The 17,747-nt window shown below is 69.2% G+C and carries 19 protein-coding genes and 1 pseudogene; 10 read left to right on the forward strand and 10 right to left on the reverse strand.

Going from position 1 to position 17,747, the window contains the following annotated elements; translation table 11 throughout:
- Nucleotides 1-39 precede the first annotated feature (39 nt).
- Entirely contained in the window at nt 40-984 is a 945-nt protein-coding gene (locus C492_RS20095; protein WP_008426994.1) for a calcium/sodium antiporter, read from the reverse strand.
- Nucleotides 985-1,087: 103 nt separating this feature from the next.
- On the opposite strand from C492_RS20095, the gene C492_RS20100 reads away from it, so the two are divergent.
- The 6 genes from C492_RS20100 (at nt 1,088) to C492_RS20125 (ending at nt 6,493) form a co-directional block, all read left to right on the forward strand.
- Nucleotides 1,088-1,888 carry a shikimate dehydrogenase gene (locus C492_RS20100; protein ID WP_008426995.1) on the forward strand — a complete coding sequence of 267 codons (801 nt, stop codon included), beginning with the start codon at nt 1,088-1,090 and terminating at the stop codon, nt 1,886-1,888.
- A 76-nt stretch (nt 1,889-1,964) separates the two neighbouring features.
- On the forward strand, nt 1,965-2,678 hold the full coding sequence (locus C492_RS20105; protein ID WP_008426996.1) for a helix-hairpin-helix domain-containing protein: 714 nt from the start codon (nt 1,965-1,967) through the stop codon (nt 2,676-2,678).
- 47 nt (nt 2,679-2,725) lie between these two features.
- A complete protein-coding gene (locus C492_RS20110) occupies nt 2,726-4,351 on the forward strand; it encodes an anthranilate synthase component I family protein (RefSeq protein WP_008426998.1) in 1,626 nt (541 codons plus the stop codon).
- Nucleotides 4,344-5,036 carry an anthranilate synthase component II gene (locus C492_RS20115; protein ID WP_086009428.1) on the forward strand — a complete coding sequence of 231 codons (693 nt, stop codon included), beginning with the start codon at nt 4,344-4,346 and terminating at the stop codon, nt 5,034-5,036. The genes C492_RS20110 and C492_RS20115 overlap by 8 nt, the downstream gene beginning before the upstream one ends.
- Nucleotides 5,033-5,902, forward strand: coding sequence for an aminotransferase class IV (locus tag C492_RS20120; protein WP_008427003.1), 870 nt, complete (start codon nt 5,033-5,035; stop codon nt 5,900-5,902). The genes C492_RS20115 and C492_RS20120 overlap by 4 nt, the downstream gene beginning before the upstream one ends.
- A gap of 255 nt (nt 5,903-6,157) precedes the next feature.
- Nucleotides 6,158-6,493: a hypothetical protein gene (locus C492_RS20125; RefSeq protein ID WP_152424963.1), complete on the forward strand. Its 336-nt coding sequence runs from the start codon at nt 6,158-6,160 to the stop codon at nt 6,491-6,493.
- A 102-nt stretch (nt 6,494-6,595) separates the two neighbouring features.
- On the opposite strand, the gene C492_RS20130 is transcribed toward C492_RS20125, so the two are convergent.
- Nucleotides 6,596-7,678: a saccharopine dehydrogenase family protein gene (locus tag C492_RS20130; protein ID WP_008427005.1), complete on the reverse strand. Its 1,083-nt coding sequence runs from the start codon at nt 7,676-7,678 to the stop codon at nt 6,596-6,598.
- An 84-nt stretch (nt 7,679-7,762) separates the two neighbouring features.
- On the opposite strand from C492_RS20130, the gene C492_RS20135 reads away from it, so the two are divergent.
- On the forward strand, nt 7,763-8,176 hold the full coding sequence (locus tag C492_RS20135; protein WP_049893219.1) for a Rieske (2Fe-2S) protein: 414 nt from the start codon (nt 7,763-7,765) through the stop codon (nt 8,174-8,176).
- Here C492_RS20135 and C492_RS20140 read toward each other — a convergent pair.
- Together C492_RS20140 and C492_RS20145 are read right to left on the reverse strand one after the other, a co-directional pair.
- The gene (locus tag C492_RS20140) at nt 8,173-8,538 is read right to left on the reverse strand and encodes a DUF7344 domain-containing protein (RefSeq protein ID WP_008427007.1); all 366 of its coding nucleotides are present in this window, start codon (nt 8,536-8,538) and stop codon (nt 8,173-8,175) included. The two genes, C492_RS20135 and C492_RS20140, sit on opposite strands and share 4 nt — an antisense overlap.
- A gap of 132 nt (nt 8,539-8,670) precedes the next feature.
- Nucleotides 8,671-8,961 (reverse strand): transcriptional regulator, encoded by a 291-nt coding sequence (locus tag C492_RS20145; protein WP_008427008.1) that lies wholly within the window; start codon nt 8,959-8,961, stop codon nt 8,671-8,673.
- A 104-nt stretch (nt 8,962-9,065) separates the two neighbouring features.
- Between C492_RS20145 and C492_RS20150 the strand changes: the two genes are divergently transcribed.
- The 3 genes from C492_RS20150 to C492_RS20160 all read left to right on the forward strand — a co-directional run bounded on the left by C492_RS20150 (nt 9,066) and on the right by C492_RS20160 (nt 11,314).
- A complete protein-coding gene (locus C492_RS20150) occupies nt 9,066-10,037 on the forward strand; it encodes a sugar phosphate nucleotidyltransferase (protein WP_008427009.1) in 972 nt (323 codons plus the stop codon).
- A 109-nt stretch (nt 10,038-10,146) separates the two neighbouring features.
- Nucleotides 10,147-10,821: a helix-turn-helix domain-containing protein gene (locus C492_RS20155; protein ID WP_008427010.1), complete on the forward strand. Its 675-nt coding sequence runs from the start codon at nt 10,147-10,149 to the stop codon at nt 10,819-10,821.
- Nucleotides 10,822-10,942: 121 nt separating this feature from the next.
- Nucleotides 10,943-11,314: a DUF7344 domain-containing protein gene (locus tag C492_RS20160; RefSeq protein ID WP_008427011.1), complete on the forward strand. Its 372-nt coding sequence runs from the start codon at nt 10,943-10,945 to the stop codon at nt 11,312-11,314.
- A gap of 35 nt (nt 11,315-11,349) precedes the next feature.
- On the opposite strand, the pseudogene C492_RS26095 reads toward C492_RS20160, so the two are convergent.
- The 6 genes and pseudogenes from C492_RS26095 to C492_RS20185 all read right to left on the reverse strand — a co-directional run.
- Nucleotides 11,350-11,457 (reverse strand): annotated as a pseudogene (locus tag C492_RS26095) (diphthine--ammonia ligase); the annotation flags it as partial.
- A 225-nt stretch (nt 11,458-11,682) separates the two neighbouring features.
- Complete coding sequence (locus C492_RS20165) at nt 11,683-12,474, reverse strand: diphthine--ammonia ligase (protein WP_239643466.1); 792 nt, start codon at nt 12,472-12,474, stop codon at nt 11,683-11,685.
- Nucleotides 12,475-12,522: 48 nt separating this feature from the next.
- Nucleotides 12,523-13,812 (reverse strand): DUF373 family protein, encoded by a 1,290-nt coding sequence (locus C492_RS20170; protein WP_049893215.1) that lies wholly within the window; start codon nt 13,810-13,812, stop codon nt 12,523-12,525.
- A 37-nt stretch (nt 13,813-13,849) separates the two neighbouring features.
- Nucleotides 13,850-14,845: a signal peptide peptidase SppA gene (sppA, locus tag C492_RS20175; RefSeq protein ID WP_008427016.1), complete on the reverse strand. Its 996-nt coding sequence runs from the start codon at nt 14,843-14,845 to the stop codon at nt 13,850-13,852.
- Nucleotides 14,846-14,913: 68 nt separating this feature from the next.
- Nucleotides 14,914-16,215: a carboxylate--amine ligase gene (locus tag C492_RS20180; protein WP_008427019.1), complete on the reverse strand. Its 1,302-nt coding sequence runs from the start codon at nt 16,213-16,215 to the stop codon at nt 14,914-14,916.
- Nucleotides 16,216-16,520: 305 nt separating this feature from the next.
- Nucleotides 16,521-17,402: a coiled-coil protein gene (locus tag C492_RS20185; protein ID WP_008427021.1), complete on the reverse strand. Its 882-nt coding sequence runs from the start codon at nt 17,400-17,402 to the stop codon at nt 16,521-16,523.
- Between the last annotated feature and the right edge of the window lie 345 nt (nt 17,403-17,747).

The following is a 17,747-nucleotide window of genomic DNA, read 5'->3' on the forward strand; positions in this document are numbered from 1 at the left end:
CGGGTATCCCGTAAAGTCCACTCCCAAATCCTTTGGGTTCTACGGGACGAGCAGGTAGACGAATCCGAGGTAGGCCGCGAGGAGGGTGGCGCCGTCGAGCCGGGTGAGGCGGCGGCCATACCCCATCATTCCGATCAGGACGACGGTAAACCCCACCAGTACCGGGATCTCGAACCGGATCGTGCTCGCGGCGACCTCGATCGGCGTGATCAGGGCGACGATCCCGAGCACCGCGAGGACGTTGTAGATGTTCGAGCCGACGACGTTGCCGACGGCGAACTCGGTCTGTCCGCGCAGGGCCCCGATCGCGGAGGCGGCCAGCTCCGGCAGCGAGGTGCCAAGCGCCAGCACCGTGAGCCCGACGAACAGCTCCGAGAAGCCGAAGGCGAGCAGGAGGTCGGTCCCGCCGGAGACGAGCCACCGCGAGCCGACCACCAGCGCGAGCAGTCCCCCGCCGACGAGCGCGACGTCTCGAACCGAGACGCCGCCGCTGGATTCGGGCGTCTCCTCGGCCGGCATCGGGTCGGCGTTGACGTAGTACAGCAAGTAGGCGGTGAAGCCGGCGAGCACCAGCAGGAAGATCGCCCCCTCGAGCCGGCCGATCCGTCCGTTCGCGCCGAAGGCGACGAGCAACAGCGCCGCGATCGCCATGAACGGAACGTGGCGTTTCATCACGATCTCGCCGACCGACAGCGGCTTGATGAGCGCGGAGACGCCCAGTACTAGCCCCACGTTAGCGATGTTCGAACCGACGACCGCGCCCAGCCCGATGTCGGTCGAGACGTCGAGGGCGCCGATCGTGGCGACGAACAGCTCGGGGGCGGTCGTCGCGAACGCGATCACGGTGACGCCGACGGTCGCGGCGCGGAGGCCGATCCCGAGCGCGAGGCGGCCGGCCCCGGCGACCAGCAACTCGGCTCCGGCGTACAGCGCGACGATCCCGGCGCCCAACAGGAGCAGCGAGAATCCGGTTTCCGACAGCATGGCGACCGCTACTCGAGAACGCCGTATAAGCGACCCGGAACCCGCCCGGCGGAAACGCTGCCGGAGTCGCACCGGTTATCCCCGCCGCGCGGCGAGTGATCCCATGGACGTGTACGGACTGCTCGGCAACCCGGTCGGCCACTCGCTGTCGCCGCCGATGCACGAGGCGGCCTACGACGAACTCGCGCTCGAGGCACGCTACGTCACCTTCGAGCCCGCTCCGGACGAACTCGAGGCGGCGATCCGCGGCGCCGGCGCGCTTGGCATTCGCGGGCTGAACGTGACGATCCCGTTCAAGCGGGACGTCCTCGAGTTCGTCGAGCCCGACGAGCTGGCGAGTCGGATCGGCGCGGCGAACACGATCGACTTCTCGGGCGCGGAGCCGACCGGCCACAACACCGACGCCGCCGGGGCCCTGCGGGCGCTGCGGGACCACGGCGTCGCCCTCGAAGGCGCCGACGCCCTCGTGGTGGGCGCCGGCGGCGCCGGGCGTGCGATCTCGTTCGGGCTCGCCGACGCCGGGGCCGCGGTGACGATCGCCAACCGGACCGCCTCGACGGCCCGCGAACTCGCCGCCGAGGTTCCCGGCGCCGACGGACGCGGTCTCGAGGACCTCGAGGACGCCGTCGACGACGCCGACGTTCTGGTCAACGCGACGAGCGTCGGGATGGAGGAGGACGCGACGCCGGTGCCGTCCGAGGTCCTCCACGGCGAGCTGGCCGTGCTCGACGCGGTGTACCGCCCCCTCGAGACGCGCCTGCTGCGGGACGCGGCCGCCGCCGGGGCGACGACCGTCGACGGCGCCTGGATGCTGCTGTACCAGGGTGTCGAGGCGTTCGAGCTGTGGACGGATCGAACCGCCCCCGTCGACGAGATGAACGAGGCGCTTCGCTCGCGGCTGTAGGCCTCGAGCGCCGAACCTGTCGTTCAGCTCGGGTATCAGGCGAATTTAAGTGGTGGGAGTCGACTATATCCAGCTAATGGCAATCCTCCAAAAGCTGAAGTCGCTGTTGGGGTTCGACGACTCCGACTCGGAGCGCGGGGACGCCCGGGACGTCGGGGTAACGGTCGAACGAGAGCGCGGGGCCGACCCCAACGAGGAGTCGGCGGCCGCCGAAACCGCGGCCGCGGCCTCGACCGGGTCGATGACCGACGTCAACGACGCCCCGCACGCGGCGGCGGAGCCGGCCGAGGCGACGGGGCCCGACCAGTCCGACGCGGCGCCGACCGAATCGAAGGTGCCCGCCGAGGAGGACGTCCACGACGAGGAGTTCGTCGACGACGCCGAGCCGGAGGCCGGGGGCGTCGAACTCGAGGATCCGTCCGACTCGGTCGAGTCGGCCGACACGGACGAGAACGGAGCCGAGACCGAACCGGCGAGCGAGCCCGAGACGGTCGACGACTCCACCCCCGAGAGCGGGGACGCGCTCGAGGAGGCCGAGGACGCGACAGCGACCGACGGGGAGGAGTCGTCGGCCGAAAGCGACGAGGCCGACGGCGAGCCGTCCGATACCCCCGACGAACCGGTCGACGTCATCAAGGGGATCGGTCCCGCCTACGCGGATCGGCTGGCCGACGCCGGCGTCGAAACCGTCGCCGAACTCGCCGACGCCGACGCGGGCCGTCTCGAGTCCGAGACCGACATCTCCGAGAAGCGCATCCAGGGCTGGATCGACCGCGCGAAGGTCCGCTAACCCGACCGAACCGTACACTGATTAGGCCGACGCCCCTCTTCGGGCGTATGAGCGATCCGCGCGTCGAGACGGCTGCCGATGCCTTTCGCGCCGCCGCCCGCGACGGGCTCGAGGACGGCTCGACCGTCCGCGCGCCCGTGGTCGTCCGTCTCCCCGTCTCCGATCCCTTTCTCGCGTACCGCCGGGCCCGCGACGGCCCCGGCGGCGTCTACCTCGAAACCACCGGCGGCCAGCCCGGCTGGGGGTACTTCGGCACCGACCCCGTCGACGGGCTCACCGTCGGCCCCGACGCCGTCGGGCCGGCCGACGGCCAGTCGCCGACGCTCGCCGCCCTCGAGGGCGTCCTCGCGGGCGAGGCGCTCGCCCGCGGCGAGTGTTCGATCCCCTACCCCTGTGGCGCCGTCGGCTGGCTCTCCTACGATATCGCCCGCGAGCTCGAGGCCCTTCCCGAGTCGGCCGTCGACGACCGCGGGCTGCCCCGCCTCGAGGTCGGCGTCTACGACCGACTGGCGGCCTGGGAGGAGCCGACCCCCGACGACGGACCGACCGACCTCCGGATCGCGGCCTGTCCGCGCGTCGAGTCCGACGAGGACCTCGCGGACGCCTACGACCGGGGCCGGGAGCGAGCCCTCGAGCTCGCCCGGGCGTGTCTCGAGGGCGATCCCGCGGTCGGTGCCCCGCCCGCCGCGACCGACGAGGCGACCTTCGAGAGCGACTGCGGCCGCGAGGCCTTCGCCGACCGCGTGCGGCGGGTCAAGGAGTACGTCCGGGCCGGCGACACCTTCCAGGCGAACGTCTCCCAGCGGCTGGTTGCACCCGCAGCAGTTCATCCCGTCGCGGCCTACGACGCCCTGCGACGGGTGAATCCGGCGCCGTACTCGGCGCTGCTCGAGTTCCGCAGCGCCGACCTGGTGAGCGCGAGCCCCGAACTGCTGCTCGAGCGCGGGGGGCCACGCCCCCCGGAGTCGGCGAGCGGACGGCGAGGCGGTGGAATCGCCTCGAACGAGACGGCCTCGCCGTCTCGCAGTCCGCGAGAGCGCGATGGGGATTTCCTCCGAACCGAGCCGATCGCCGGCACTCGGCCGCGCGGAGAGACCCCGGAGGAGGACGAGGCTCTCGAGGCCGACCTCCTGACCGACGAGAAAGAACGCGCCGAGCACGCGATGCTGGTCGACCTGGAGCGCAACGACCTCGGGAAGGTAAGCGAGTACGGCAGCGTCGCCGTCGAGGAGTACCGCCGCGTCGATCGCTACTCGGAAGTGATGCACCTGGTCTCGAACGTCACCGGGCGGCTCCGTTCGGACCTGACCCTCGCGGACGCGATCGCCGCCGCGTTCCCGGGGGGGACGATCACGGGCGCGCCCAAACCCCGGACGATGGAGATCATCGACGAGCTCGAGGCGACCCGACGCGGCCCCTACACCGGCAGCGTCGGGATCTTCGGCTTCGACGGGCGGGCGACGTTGAACATCGTCATCCGAACGCTCGTCCGCCAGGCCGAGGAGTACCACCTCCGGGTCGGCGCGGGGATCGTCCACGACTCGGATCCCGACGGCGAGTACGACGAGACCCTCGCCAAGGGACGGGCGCTGATCGCCGCCATCGACGACGCGCTCGGGGAACGGGCCGGAATGGGCCTCGAGTCGACGGATGGGGGTGGCGGGGATGACTGAGCGCACGAGAATATTGGTCGTGGACAACTACGATTCGTTCGCCTACAACCTCGTCCAGTACGTCGGCGAGGCCGTCGCTTCGACGGCCCCCACGACGGCGTCGCAGGACGAGGACGCCGTTCTCGTCAGACGAAACGACGAGATCGACCTCGAGGGCGTCCGCGAGCTGGATCCGACGGGGATCGTCGTCTCGCCGGGGCCGGGCACCCCTCAGGAGGCGGGGATCTCGATCCCGCTGTTCGCCGAGACCGAGTACCCCATCCTCGGGGTCTGTCTGGGCCACCAGGCGCTGTGTGCCGCGGCGGGCGCGCCAGTCGAACGCGCGCCCCACGTCGTCCACGGCAAGCCCTCGCGGATCTCCCACGACGGCGCAGGACTGTTCGACGGGCTCCCCGAGCGGTTCCAGGTCGGCCGCTATCACTCGCTTTCGGTCGAGCGCGAGGACCTGCCCGACAGCCTCGCGGAGACGGCCCGGACCGCCGACGAGCGAAGCGTCCTGATGGCCGTCCGCCACCGCGAGAAACCCCACCTGGGCGTACAGTTCCACCCCGAAAGCATCCTCACGCGGGATTCCGAAGAGGACGACGGCGGGGAGATCTCGCTGTCAGTCGGCAAGCGGATGATCGAGAACTTCTGTCGGTTCGCCGCCGCGCGCGAACGGTCCGGCTCGCGGGGCCAGCGATGAGCGACCGTCTCTACCACATCGACGGCGAACTCGTTCCCGCCGCGGAGGCGACCGTCAGCGTCGACGACCGGGGGTTCCGGTACGGCGACGCCGCCTTCGAGACCCTGCGAGCCTACGGCGGCCGCGTCCTCGAGTGGGCGGCCCACCGCGAGCGCCTCGCGGGGACCTGCGACGCCCTCGCCCTCGAGCACCGCCTTTCGGGGAGCGAACTCCGAACTCGGATCGACGAGACGCTGGCGGCCAACGACCTCGCGGACGCCTACGTCCGGCTGTCGATCACCCGCGGCGTCCAGCCCGGGAAGCTGACCCCCCGGCCATCGGTCGAGCCGACGGTCGTCGTCTACGCGAAACCGCTCCCCCGCGGCGGGCTCGAGGGCGACCCCGTCTGGGACGAGCCCGCGACGGTCCGCAGCGTCGAGACGAGACGGATCCCCGACGCGGCACTGCCCGCCGGAGCGAAAACGCACAACTACCTCAACGGGATCCTCGCGCGGGCGGAACTCGAGGACGGGGTCGACGAGGCCCTGCTGTCGACGGTCGAGGGGGCGGTCGCCGAGGGCGCCACCAGCAACCTGTTTTTCGTCCGTGAGGGCCGACTCCGCACGCCGACGACCGACGCCGACGTCTTGCCCGGGATTACCCGGGAAACCGTCCTCGAGCTGGCCCGGGAGGCGGGAATCGACGTCGAGACGGGGCGGTACGAACTCGCCGACGTCCTCGGAGCCGACGAGGCCTTCCTCACCAACCGCACCTGGGAGCTGCGACCGATCGACGTCCTCGACGGGGCCGAACTCGGAGGCGGCCCGGTGACCGAACGACTCTCGAGGCTGTACGACGAGCGCGTCGAGGAACGCTGTTATCGATAGGTCGATTCCCGATTTCCTCGTCCCGTCACGGGCGCCGATCGGAAAAAACACCGTATATGTAGGGTTTGCGCGTGAATTCGCATCCCCAACGAATAGTATGACGGAGATCGGTCTTCCAAAACGATCCGATGAGATGCTATCGTGTCCTACCGAACGCGACGTATCGGGAGCGACCCCCGGAGACGCGCGATCCGTTCGACCGACAGCGGGACCGCTCTCGAGAACGCAATCGAGTGCGGAGGAGTGAGGCGCGCGATGAGTGAGGCCGACATTCCGCACAGACGCGTCCAGCGGGACGATCCGGTGCCGGAAGTGATCTGGTGTCTCGTCGACGCGACGGGGGAAAACCGGATAGCCGGAACGTTTCTCACCCGCAAGGCCGCGAAGGAGGTTGGCGTCGAGGAGGCGAAAGCGCGGGACCTGACCACGGAGGACTTTCCGGTCGTCGCGGTCCACTACAAGGATCTTCACGACCTCTACAGGGCGCTCGAAGGGGGGATCCGCGACGACGTCCTCGTTCCCACGTCGGACGGGTTCCAGGAGTTTCGCGCGTACATGGAGTCGGACGAGACGGGCGGTTCGAACGCGTAGCCGATCGCGTCCGAACGGTGGCTCGACGGCCCGAGTTTCGGCGACGGATCGAGACGAGGCGATCGTTCCGACCGACGGTCCGCCCCGCTGGAGCGGGGCCGCTCAGTCGGCGGGCTCGAGCCCCGCCTCGGCGTTCGACTCGAGGACGTCCAGTTCGACTCCCGCCAACTCCGTGACGAACTCGGCGCCGAACGCGCTCGCGGGCGTCCGGAACCCGGCCTCGAGCCCGTCCTCGAGGACGCGTTCGACCGCGCTGACCGCGGCGTCGGCCGTCAGCGCGTAGGGGTTGGGCGTGTGCAACCGCCCGGTTGCGCGCCCGCCGTCCCCGTCGACGACCTCGCCCCAGACGGTCGCGGATCCCGTCGACAGCGTCGTCCCGTCGGGGCCGTCGACGAGGGCGTCGATCGCGCGGGTCATCGCCCGCTCGATCGGCGGGCGCTCGAGTAGCCAGCGCAGCGAGTCGGCGGCCGACAGCAACGGCTCGCCTCGTTCGGGGACGGCGCCGTAGACCTCGACGGACTCGATCCCGGTGGTGTGGGCGGCGGTGACGACGTCGCCCATCGGAATCGTCACGGCGTGTTCGGGGCCGTCGCCGAAGTCGATCTTCCGGCTCCGGTAGGCGGCGGGGACGGTGAGCAGGCGTCCGTTTCGGCGGACGACCCCCCCTTGCCCCGCCAGTTCGACCATCGTCCGCGCGGTTCCCGGCGAGATCCCGTCGTCGCTTTTGATCCCCAGCCGGAGCCGCTCGGCCGTAGGAAGCTCCTCTTGGAGCATCGCCGCCAGACAGTCGGTCGGCACGACGTCGAAACCGACGCCGGGCAGGAGCCCGATCCCCGCCGCGCGGGCGGTCTCACCGTACTGACGAAGCCGTTCGAACACCGGGAACTCGCCGGTGACGTCGAGGTAGTTCGTGTTCGATTCGAGGCAGGCCAGCACGAGCGGTTCGGCGGTGCGATCGAACGGGCCGGCACAGTTCAACACGGCGTCGAACTCGCGGAGTTCGTCCTCGAGGGGTCCCTCCGTGAGGTCGATCGTCCGCCCCTCGAGGCCGAGGTCGGCCGCCTGCTCGGTCACCCGGTCGCGATCGCGCCCCGCGAGGGTCGGGGAGCGACCGCGCGCTGTCGCCTCGCGCGCGATCAACCGGCCGGTGTAGCCGTACGAGCCGTAGACGAGGAAGGAGTCCATGGCAGCCGTTAGGGACTCGGCCTGTTAAAACTCCGTCAGACGGTCTCGAAACGTTCACGAGTCCTGATGCGTAACGGCGAAGCGATGGCGGCTACACAGCGAATTACGGCCCTCGAGAACGTCCCCGCGGAGTCGACGTTTCTGTTTCGGGTCGTCGACGAACTGGGCGACGAGCGGGAGGCGATCCTCGTCGCTACCGGGGACGACGTCTCCTGCTGGCTCAACTACTGTCAGCACTTCACGCACATCAACTTGGACAAGGGCGACGGCGCGCCGATGCGCGACGGCGAGGTGATCTGTGCGAACCACGGCGCGTACTTCGCGGCCGACTCCGGAGAGTGTACGTTCGGCCCCTGCGAGGGGGCGTACCTCTCGGCGCTCGACGTGACCGTCTCCGACGGCGCGGTCTACCTGTCCGACGACGAGTACGAGTTCGTCGGCCCGGGCCCGGTCGACGACGGCGACGACCTGACCTCGACGTCGAACGTCGAGTTCTAGCGGCACTCGAGCGGGAACACCAGATCCCGCTCCTGGTCGTACTCGATGAGGCCGGCCTCGACGAGCCGGGGCATGTGATCGTGGTACAGCGAGATGTAGACGTTGGCGACTCGCTCGGCGGACAGTTCGGTCACCTTGCGCCCGGTCTCGCGGACGGCGACCTCCTCGGCGGCGTCGGGCAGGGTCAGCTCCTCGCCGTAGGTTCGCATGACCTCGAGCAGCAGCCGGCGGCGCCGATCGGCCAGCAGTTCGAGACAGGCGTCGACGTCCGCCGAGGACTCCTCGCGGTCCTCGAGCCACTCGAGGACGGCCAGGGCGAGCTCGGGGGAGTCGAGATCCGGATCGGAATCGGGGGTGGACATGCGTATGTTCGTCGGGCCTCGCGTCGGCGGCGTCCGTCGAGACCGGCGATCCGCCCGCTCGAGGCGTCGATATCGGATCGTTGCCACGCCGACTGATAGGCGTGTCGAAACCGCCACGACGGTCGCGGCCGGCTACTCGATCGTGTACGCCGGCTCGTCGACGGCCTCGCTCTTGCAGTCGGGACACCGCGAGGGACGGTTCAACAGCTCGTCGAAGTCGTCGAACCCGCAGTCTCGGCAGGTCGGCGGCGCCACGAGGAACTGCTCGTCGCCGCCGTCGATCGACCGCGAGACGTGCTCGAGGTGACGCAGGATCGTCTCCGGGGTCAGCTCGAACTGGACCGCGAGCTCGCTCGGGGTCGCCGGCTCGTCCCGGAGCGCGTCGGCGAGTCGCTGTCGGGTCGTCTCGTCTGCCTCGCGCATACATAGGCGGATCGGCCGGACCCGCATATGTGTTCGGCTTCGCCCGACGCGACGCGCGGCGCGCAGGGGTAAACGACTTACATCCCCTCGGCGAACTCGAGGGCATGAAAGCCGTCGTTCTGGCAGGCGGATACGCGACGCGGATGTGGCCGATCACGAAACATCGACCGAAGATGTTTCTCCCGGTCGGCGACGCCACGGTCATCGATCGGATCTTCGCCGAACTCGAGGAGGACGATCGGATCGACGAGGTCTACGTCAGCACGAACGAGCGCTTCGCCGCCGACTTCGAGGCCCACCTCGCCGACAGCGAGTTCGAGAAGCCGACGCTGTCGGTCGAGGAGACCACCGAGGAGGACGACAAGTTCGGCGTCGTCGGCGCGCTCTCCCAGCTGATCGACCGCGAGAACATCGACGACGACCTGCTGGTCGTCGCCGGCGACAACCTGATGAGCTTCCACGTCTCCGAGTTCGTCGACGACTTCTTCGAGCGGGAGGCGCCCACGCTCGCGGCCTACGACGTCGGCTCCCGGGAGAAGGCGACGTCGTACGGACTGGTCGAACTCGAGGGCGACCGCGTCGTCGACTTCCAGGAGAAACCCGACGACCCCAACAGCACGCTGGTCTCGATCGCCTGTTACGCCTTCCCGCAGGAATCGCTCTCGCTGTTCGACACCTACCTCGCGGGCGACAACAACCCCGACGAGCCGGGCTGGTTCGTCCAGTGGCTCCAGGATCGCGAGCCGACCTACGCCTACACGTTCGAGGGGGCGTGGTTCGACATCGGCACCCCCGAGAGCTACCTCGAGGCGGTCGCCTGGTACCTCGAGGGCGAGTCGCTGGTCGCCGACTCGGCGACCCTCGAGAACGCGACCATCGGCGAGAACGTCCACGTGATGGACGACGTTACCCTGATCGACACCGACCTCGACTGCGCGGTGATCTTCCCGGAGGCGTCGATCGAGAGCGCCACCGTCCGGCGGTCGATCATCGACGAGGGCACCCGCCTCGAGGAGCTGAACCTGGCCGGCGCGCTGATCGGCGCGCACACGACGATCACGAACGGCTCGGACTGACCCACGCCGGGAACCACCGGAGGTCTCGCGTGATGACGAGAGACGAACTCTCTCGAATCACTTGACCCCGAGGCGGTTGACTTATGCTGGCCCGGGAAAAGTAGCGTCTATGAGTCTGTTCGGGGAGTTTCGCATTCCGGCCGAGGCGTTCGCGCTCCACGAGACGCTCCGGTCGCTGCCGGAGCTGGTCGTCGAGGTCGAACGCGTCGTCGCCGGCGACGAGGTTCTCACCCCGTATCTGTGGGCGTCGGGCGTCGACCGCCGCGCGTTCGAGCGGGCGATCGGCGCCGATCCGTCGATCCGAAGCGTCGAACACATCGACGACTACGAACGCTCGATGCTGTACCGAGGTGAGTGGACCGAGAACGTCGACTCGCTGGTGTACGCGTACACGGAGCTGGGGGCGACGATCCTCGAGGCGTCCGCCCAACGCGACGAGTGGGAGCTTCGGATGCGATTCGTCGATCGGGACAGCCTCGACGAGTTCCAGGCCTACTGCAGCGAGTTCGACGTTCCCTACCGACTCACGCAGCTGTTCGCCCGCGCGCACTCCCGCGGTGTCGGCCAGTACGGGCTGAGCGAGAAGCAACACGAGGCGTTGCTGACCGCCTGGGAGATGGGCTATTTCTCCTCGCGGTCGGTCTCGCTCGCGGACGTCGCCGCCGAGCTCGGGATCACGCCCCAGTCGCTGTCCGAGCGCCTCCAGCGCGGTCACCGGGCGCTGATCGAGAACACCCTCGCGGTGACGCCGCCGGCCCAGGAGTCGTCGATGGCCGCGGAGTAGCTCCCGCCCGCGACCCGGGGCGGCGCAGGTGCCGTCGCACGACGGGTTCGGGAGCCGCAGTATATGAACGGTTGAACATACAACCCGACCAACGAATAGGGGGCGACGCCGGTACGTAGATATGACACGCGGTCGCCCCGATCCCGACGTCGTCTTCGACCTCCTGGCGAACCGACGGCGTCGGCGGGTCCTGGCCGTCCTCAGCGCCGAAGACCGTCGGCTGACGGTAAACGACCTGACAACGGCGATCGCCCTCGAGGAGTCGGGACCGACCATCGCCGACGTCCCCGGCGAGGCGATCGAGGACATCTTCCTGTCGCTACAGCACGTCCACGTTCCGAAGCTGGCCGCCCTCGAGCTGATCGAGTACGACGGGGAGCGACGGCTCGTCGAGCCGACCGATCGGCTCGCGGCCCTCGAGCCGTCGCTGTCGGCCGTCCTCGACGGCGACCTCGAGTCCCCCGCGTGGCCCGATCCGGCGGAATCGCAGTAGCTCCTCGAGGAACGATACGTTCGTCGCGAGTCCGCTCACTCCAGCCGCGCGTCGGTCACCCGCAGCGTCCCGCGAGTCCCGTCCCACTCGGTCTCGTACTCGAGGGCGATGCGTCGATCCATGTGCGGGCCATCCACGACCAGCGNCGCAGCGTCCCGCGAGTCCCGTCCCACTCGGTCTCGTACTCGAGGGCGATGCGTCGATCCATGTGCGGGCCATCCACGACCAGCGTCTCAGAACCACCTTTTTCCTCTCGGGTTCTCCCGAACTTCGTTCGGTCGAACCGCTCGAGCAAAAATCTGGACCAAAAACTGCTCGTTCGCTCCGCTCACTCGCAGTCCAGTACCGTTACTCCAGCCGTGCGTCGGTCACCCGCAGCGTCCCGCGAGTCCCGTCCCACTCGGTCTCGTACTCGAGGGCGATGCGTCGATCCATGTGCGGGCCATCCACGACCAGCGNCGCAGCGTCCCGCGAGTCCCGTCCCACTCGGTCTCGTACTCGAGGGCGATGCGTCGATCCATGTGCGGGCCATCCACGACCAGCGTCTCGAACTCCCCGCCCTCGCCCAGGACGTGGACGCCGTACTCCTCGTTGAGCGCCTCGAGCTCCGCGAGGGCCTCCGCGTCGAGCGTGCGCCCGAGCCAGGACTCGTCGAGGCCGTAGGCCGCGACCCGGACGATCCGGATCTCGAAGCCCGCGGCGAGCATCGCGTCGGCGAGCTCGCGGGGGTCCTCGCGCCAAAGCGGCGCGAACAGGTCACAGTCCAGACGCTCGCACATCGCTTCGATCCGGCTCGTCTGGTACTCGCTCTCGACGGCCCCCGCGGTGACGCCCGCGATCCCGTCCGGAAGTTCGGCGTCGAGCTCCCGCAGGGCCGCCTCGAGGGGTTCGAGCTCGTCGTCGCCCTGCGCGCTCGCGTCGGTCGCGGCGTCGGCCCCGAAACCGTCGGGCTCGACCTCGAGCAGCGGAACGCCGATGCTCTCGGCGGCCAGCCCGGCCAGTTCGGTCGCGGGGACGTGGTACATGTAGGAGTCGCCCGTCGGGTGGACGGTCACGAGCCGCTCGACGTTCAGGTCGCGCTCGAGGGCCCGGTACAGCGCCCACGCCGAGTCCTTGCCGCCCGAAAAGAGGCTGACCCAGGCGCCGTCTGCGTCGCTCATATCGACCTCTGGGGCGAGGAGGGGGAAATGGGTGACGAGTTTCGGTCGCTACCGGGGGTAGTCTGGGCCCGACCCGTCCTCGTCGCGCGCCGAGTCGGCCGCCTCGGACTCGGAGCCCGGGCTCGAATCGCCGTCCGAGTCCGACCGCCAGCCGTCGAGTTCCTGGGGGCCGCCGTCGGTGAGCCCCGACTCCGGCGCGACGTCCTCGAGGACGGTTCGGTCGGCGTCGCCGCTGAAGGTCGCGGCGACCTTGGCGCCGACGAGGCTGACGACGATGGCGCCGACAACGTAGCCCGCCAACCGCTCGCCGGCCGCGATGCCGAAGGTGTCGATCGAGAGCACGCCCAGCTCGATCGCCGACACCCGGACCGGATCGATCAGCGCCTGCTGCTCGAGGAAGTACGCCGAGAACCCCCGAACGACCAGCCCGACGGCGACGACGATGAAGGGCAGATTCAGGTAGGAGCCGCGGATCGGCTCCTCGCCGATCGCCTCGTCGAGCAGTCGCCCGGCGCTTGCGGTCAGAGCGGCGGCGGCGAGCCAGGGGACGCTGTCGAAGGCGAACTGCACCGCCGGAAGCGCGACGCCCGAGGCGTCCTCGAGGCTCGAGACGCCGAGGACGCCGACGAAGATCCCGACGAGGGTCAGTCCGGCCGCGACGGCGTAGGTGACGACCGAGACCTGTCCGGAGTACAGCGACTCGCGGATCCGGCGGGCGAGCCCGGTGACGACCTCGTCGACGTTGAACCCCTTGTAGAGCAAGAAGAGCCCGATAACCGTCGTGATCGCCGCGGCGCCCTCCGCGGGGCCGACGAACCACGCGAGCATCGGAAACACCAGAAGCGTCAGCCCGATCGGGACGAGTACGGTCTGGCGCAGCTCCTCGTCGGCCAGGAACTGCTTGAGCAGGTAGTACGTCGACTCGATGTCCCTGGCCTGGCGGACGACCACGCGGTCGACCGAGTCGACCCGCACGCGGCTCTCGACGATCGGCACCAGCCGCTCGTCCTCGGCGCTGTCGATGACGACGACCGCCGACTCCGGGTCGTGGGCGGCCATCAGGTCGTCGAGCTGTCGCGCGACCGAGCGATCGGCCGACACCATCGACTCGCGATCCCCCGAGACGACGGCGACCACGACCGCCTCGCCGTCGTCGCGGAGGTCCTGGGCGACCCGAAGCGTCTCGAGCAGCGAGTTGACCCCCGAGTCCTCGGGGTCGGCGAGGCCGACGTCGGTCACCAGCGCGCGAACTGCCTCCCAGCCGACGACGGGCGACCGGAGCCCGGTCTTGCGTCCGACGTCGTCGGTCCGGTCGAGACAGACCACCAGCGTTGTCACGGTAGGCGTTCGATCCCGTGCGACGATAAAACCACGGCTAGAATCGCAGCCGGAACTCGCGGTCGCCGACGAGGCCCGCGACCCCGGCGCCGAAGGCGTAGGCGACGCTCCGGGCGCCCGCGCCGACGCGGGCCATCAGCGGCCGCCTGGGTTCGAACTCCTCGACGGCCACCGCGTCCCGCTCGAGCCGATCGGCGAGTTCGTCCTCGAGCTCGCGGCGGGTGCCGAGTTCGTCGACCAGGCCCATCTCGTGGGCTTGCTCGCCGAGGTAGATCCGGGCCTCGGTCTCGCGGACGAACTCCGGGTCGAGCTCACGGCCCTCGCTGACCCGCTCGACGAACGTCTCGTAGTAGTCGTCGATCAGCCCCTGGAGGTAGGCCCGCTCGTCGTCGCTCATCTCCTTTAACGGGGTGCCGGCGTCCTTGAACTGCCCCGCGGCGAAGCGCTCGTAGGAGACCCCGAGCCGCTCGGCGAGGTCGCTGGCGTTGACCCGCGAGCCGATGACGCCGATCGAGCCGACGACCGAGCCGTCGCGAGCCCACAGCTCGTCGCAGCCGCTGGCGATCCAGTAGCCGCCGCTGGCGCAGACGTCGGTCGCGTAGGCGATCGTCGGCCCGTCGAAGCGCTCGGCGGCGAGTTTGATGTCGTCGCTGGGGACGACCTCGCCCCCGGGCGTGTTCAGCTTCACCAGCAGGGCGTCGACGGCCTCGTCCTCGTCGGCGCGGTCGATCTGGTCGACGATGTCGTCGGCGGGCGTCGACCCTGGGCTCGAGGGGAACCGTCCGCCCCCGCCGTCGCGGGTGATCGGTCCCTCGACGGCGACCTCGGCCACGTCGTAGCCGGGAAAGACGCTGCCGGCGATCGGACCGACGATCCGCACGCCCAGAGCGGTCGCGGCGAGCGCGGCGAGCACGCCCGCGAGGTCGGCGAGCGTCTCGGGGTAGACCACGAACAGCGCGACCCCGACCACCGCGAAGGCCGCGGCGCCGGCCGCGAGGACGGCGAGTCGACCGATTCCATCGCTACTGACCACTCCGGACACCTCGAGTCATACCCGTGAGTGACGCCGCAACCCCGTTAAGCGTTGGCGATCCGACGGCGTCACTCGGCGGTCACGCCCCCGGGTGCGTCGGCGGAATCCCCGTCGTCGGCGACCCGTCCGTCGGCGTCGGCGCGGTAGGGGAGTTCGCCGTCGGGATCGGCCGTCCAGTCGCCGACCCACTCCCGGAGGACGTTCAGGCCGTCCCGGACGAACGGCAGCGGGTCGTCGGCGACCGCGTAGTCGAACCGGGGCTGTCGAACCAGCGACAGTCCGACCTCGCGGACGGCCCGCCGCGGCGACGGGCGCTCGACCGCGGGGTACTCCTCGGTCAGGACGCTGTGCAGGTAGCTCAGCTCCCCCCGCAGGAGGTGGCCGCCCAGCCCCGTTTCGTAGGTCGGCTTCCCCGGGATCGGCTCGTCCACCGCCAGCTGCCAGTAGTAGAACGGAAAGTCCGCGCCCGCCTGGACGGTAAAGGGCAGCGACGACCAGAACCGGGGGTTGATCTCCATTAGCTTGAACCGCCCGTCGCGAGGGTCCCGCAGGAACTCGACCATCGCCAGCCCGTGCCACTCGAGTTCGTCCAAAAGCGCCCGGCCGTCGGCCTCGAGCTCCGGCAGGTAGATCGACTCGCGGTAGGCGCTGGGGCCGCCGCAGTACTCCCAGCCCCGTCGCTGACAGTGCTGGAAGGTCGCGACCGCCTCGCCGCGATCGTACAGCGCGAAGAAGCCGTACTCCCTCGAGTCGGCGATTCGCTCCTGGACCAGCGGGACGTGTCCGCGAGCCTCGATCTCCGCGGCCGCGTTCGGCGGCGTCCCGGGCGTCTGGTAGGCCGTCGAACCGACCTCGACCCGATCGTACGTCGGCCCGAGGTACTCCGGCGTGGCGACCGAGTAGCGGGGTTTGACGATCGTCTCGCGATTCCAGTCGTCCCACTCGTCGAGGAGGGCGGTCTCGGGGGCGGCGACGCCGGCCCGCTCTGCCGCCGCGAACAGTTCGATCCGGTCCTGAACCGTCCGGAGCGCCTCGAACGACGGCCACGGGGTCGCAACCGATGCCGCGAACGCCTCCCGGCGTCGGGCCAGCGCGTAGACGTCCTCCTCGCGGACCGGAACGATGGTCTCGACGTCGGGCCGACGGGCGACCGAGAGGAGGGCGTCGCCGTAGGCCGCCAGCTCCTCGGCCGGATCGGGCAGGCGGACGAACTCGTCGCAGTACCGCGAGACCGCGCCGGGTGTGGTCGCGGTCTCGGAGCCGACGATCGTTTTGATACCGCGAGGGCGAAGGGACCGAAGGCAGGCGACCGTACTCGGGGCGTCGATCCCGGGTACGAAGACGGCGACGTCGTCCCTGGACTCGTGCATGTGAGTCGGGCCACGCGACGGACGCATTGTTATTGCCGGACTACCGATCGCCTCCGGAGCCGGCGCCCGCACACGGTCCCCGATCGCCGACGTAAGTCCCGGTTACCACGGTCTTCGGATCAGAGCCGACGCTCGCGGTCGAGCTCCGTCCCTCGAGACCGTCGAATCGGGGATCGTACTCGACGGCTACGGGTTCGAGACGACGACTGTCCGACCGCCGAGCAGGACCGCCCGGAGTCGAGAAGGGGGGGGGCGGTCACTACCGAGAGAAACGAACGGCAGCAGACACAGGTTGACGAATCGGCCTACAGCAGTCCGGTCTTCTGGAGCTTCATCAGGTCCTCGGTGTCGAGGGTCTCGCCTTCCTTGAACTTCTGATAGATCTCCTCGGCCTCCTCTTTGGCCTCCTCTTTCTTCTTGTCGCGCTCGGACTTGCGCTCCTCCTCTTCCTGCTTGTCCAGCTCGCGCAGGCGCTTCTGGACGCGGACGAAGTCCTCGTGGTGGCGGTCGGCAGCCTCCTGGGCCTCGACGAAGGACTCGTGCATCTCGTCGGCCTCGTCGCGGATGTCGTCGGCCTCGCGGTAGGCCTCGATCATCTGGTTGTGGTGCTCCTGGGCCTTGTCCGCGAGCTCGGTGACCTTCTGGTGGTGCTGGGAGGCCTCCGAACGGACTTCCTCGGCTTCCTCGACGAGCTCCTCGAGATCCTCGTTCTGGTCGAGCTTCTGCTTGCGCTCCTCGTACTCCTCGCGCTTGGACTCGATCTTCTCGATGAGCTCCTGTTCTTCCTCGCTCGAGAGGACCTCGGTCTGCTGTTTGAACTCGAGTTGCTCGATCTCCTCCTCGAGTTCCTCGAGGTCCTTGCCCTCGTCGAGCTCCATGTCCGACTTGAGCTGCTCGACGCGGTCGAACAGCTCGTTGGCCTCGGCGTTGAGCTCGTTGCGCTTGTCCTTGTGCTCCTGGACCTGCTCGTTGAGCTCGTCGCGCTTCTCGCGGTGCTCCTGGGCCTCGTCGACCTTCTCGCGGGTCTTCGCGTTGAGGTCGTCGCGCTCGGAGGCGCGCTCGGAGGCCATCTGGTTCAGCTCGTTTCGTCGGTCGCGGAGCTGACCCGCCTTCTTGATAAGCTGTCCCTTGGAGTTGTTTTCGAGGTCGTCCTCTGTCAGTTCGATGTTTTTCGATTCGTCTACCATGTGTTAGTCAAACCTCTGTGCCATACCCGCACCGGGGAGCGGTCGGAGCTGCTCGTCGCCGGGCGTCGACCCGCGCGTTCGGCGAGTCGCCGGCTCGTTGCCCCGCCGCGTACAGCGTTCGCTCGAGACCTGCGAAACCTCGGTGAATAAGATTTCCTGTCATCGATCGTCGAGCGATACGCGCCCCGGTGGCGTTCTGGTACCCGCATCTACTGTCGCCGGTAATTTAAATGTACCGGTCACTTTACCCCTGAAAACCGTTAGCAGGGGGCGCGTCGGGCGAACTCGAACGATTCGGGATATCGCGGACGGGTATAAATACCGACGGCGCCGCCGGAAGGGCAA

This window comes from Natronococcus jeotgali DSM 18795 (genome assembly GCF_000337695.1).
Classification (GTDB): Archaea; Halobacteriota; Halobacteria; order Halobacteriales; family Natrialbaceae; genus Natronococcus; species Natronococcus jeotgali.

Coding starts and splice junctions, on each gene's coding strand:
- C492_RS20150 (WP_008427009.1), top strand. CDS start 9,066: ATGAAAGCCGTCGTTCTGGCAGGCGGATACGCGACGCGGATGTGGCCG.
- C492_RS20105 (WP_008426996.1), top strand. CDS start 1,965: ATGGCAATCCTCCAAAAGCTGAAGTCGCTGTTGGGGTTCGACGACTCC.
- C492_RS20110 (WP_008426998.1), top strand. CDS start 2,726: ATGAGCGATCCGCGCGTCGAGACGGCTGCCGATGCCTTTCGCGCCGCC.
- C492_RS20115 (WP_086009428.1), top strand. CDS start 4,344: ATGACTGAGCGCACGAGAATATTGGTCGTGGACAACTACGATTCGTTC.
- C492_RS20095 (WP_008426994.1), bottom strand. CDS start 984: ATGCTGTCGGAAACCGGATTCTCGCTGCTCCTGTTGGGCGCCGGGATC.
- C492_RS20185 (WP_008427021.1), bottom strand. CDS start 17,402: ATGGTAGACGAATCGAAAAACATCGAACTGACAGAGGACGACCTCGAA.
- C492_RS20140 (WP_008427007.1), bottom strand. CDS start 8,538: ATGTCCACCCCCGATTCCGATCCGGATCTCGACTCCCCCGAGCTCGCC.
- C492_RS20180 (WP_008427019.1), bottom strand. CDS start 16,215: ATGCACGAGTCCAGGGACGACGTCGCCGTCTTCGTACCCGGGATCGAC.
- C492_RS20120 (WP_008427003.1), top strand. CDS start 5,033: ATGAGCGACCGTCTCTACCACATCGACGGCGAACTCGTTCCCGCCGCG.
- C492_RS20135 (WP_049893219.1), top strand. CDS start 7,763: ATGGCGGCTACACAGCGAATTACGGCCCTCGAGAACGTCCCCGCGGAG.
- C492_RS20145 (WP_008427008.1), bottom strand. CDS start 8,961: ATGCGCGAGGCAGACGAGACGACCCGACAGCGACTCGCCGACGCGCTC.
- C492_RS20100 (WP_008426995.1), top strand. CDS start 1,088: ATGGACGTGTACGGACTGCTCGGCAACCCGGTCGGCCACTCGCTGTCG.
- C492_RS20125 (WP_152424963.1), top strand. CDS start 6,158: ATGAGTGAGGCCGACATTCCGCACAGACGCGTCCAGCGGGACGATCCG.
- C492_RS20155 (WP_008427010.1), top strand. CDS start 10,147: ATGAGTCTGTTCGGGGAGTTTCGCATTCCGGCCGAGGCGTTCGCGCTC.
- C492_RS20130 (WP_008427005.1), bottom strand. CDS start 7,678: ATGGACTCCTTCCTCGTCTACGGCTCGTACGGCTACACCGGCCGGTTG.
- C492_RS20160 (WP_008427011.1), top strand. CDS start 10,943: ATGACACGCGGTCGCCCCGATCCCGACGTCGTCTTCGACCTCCTGGCG.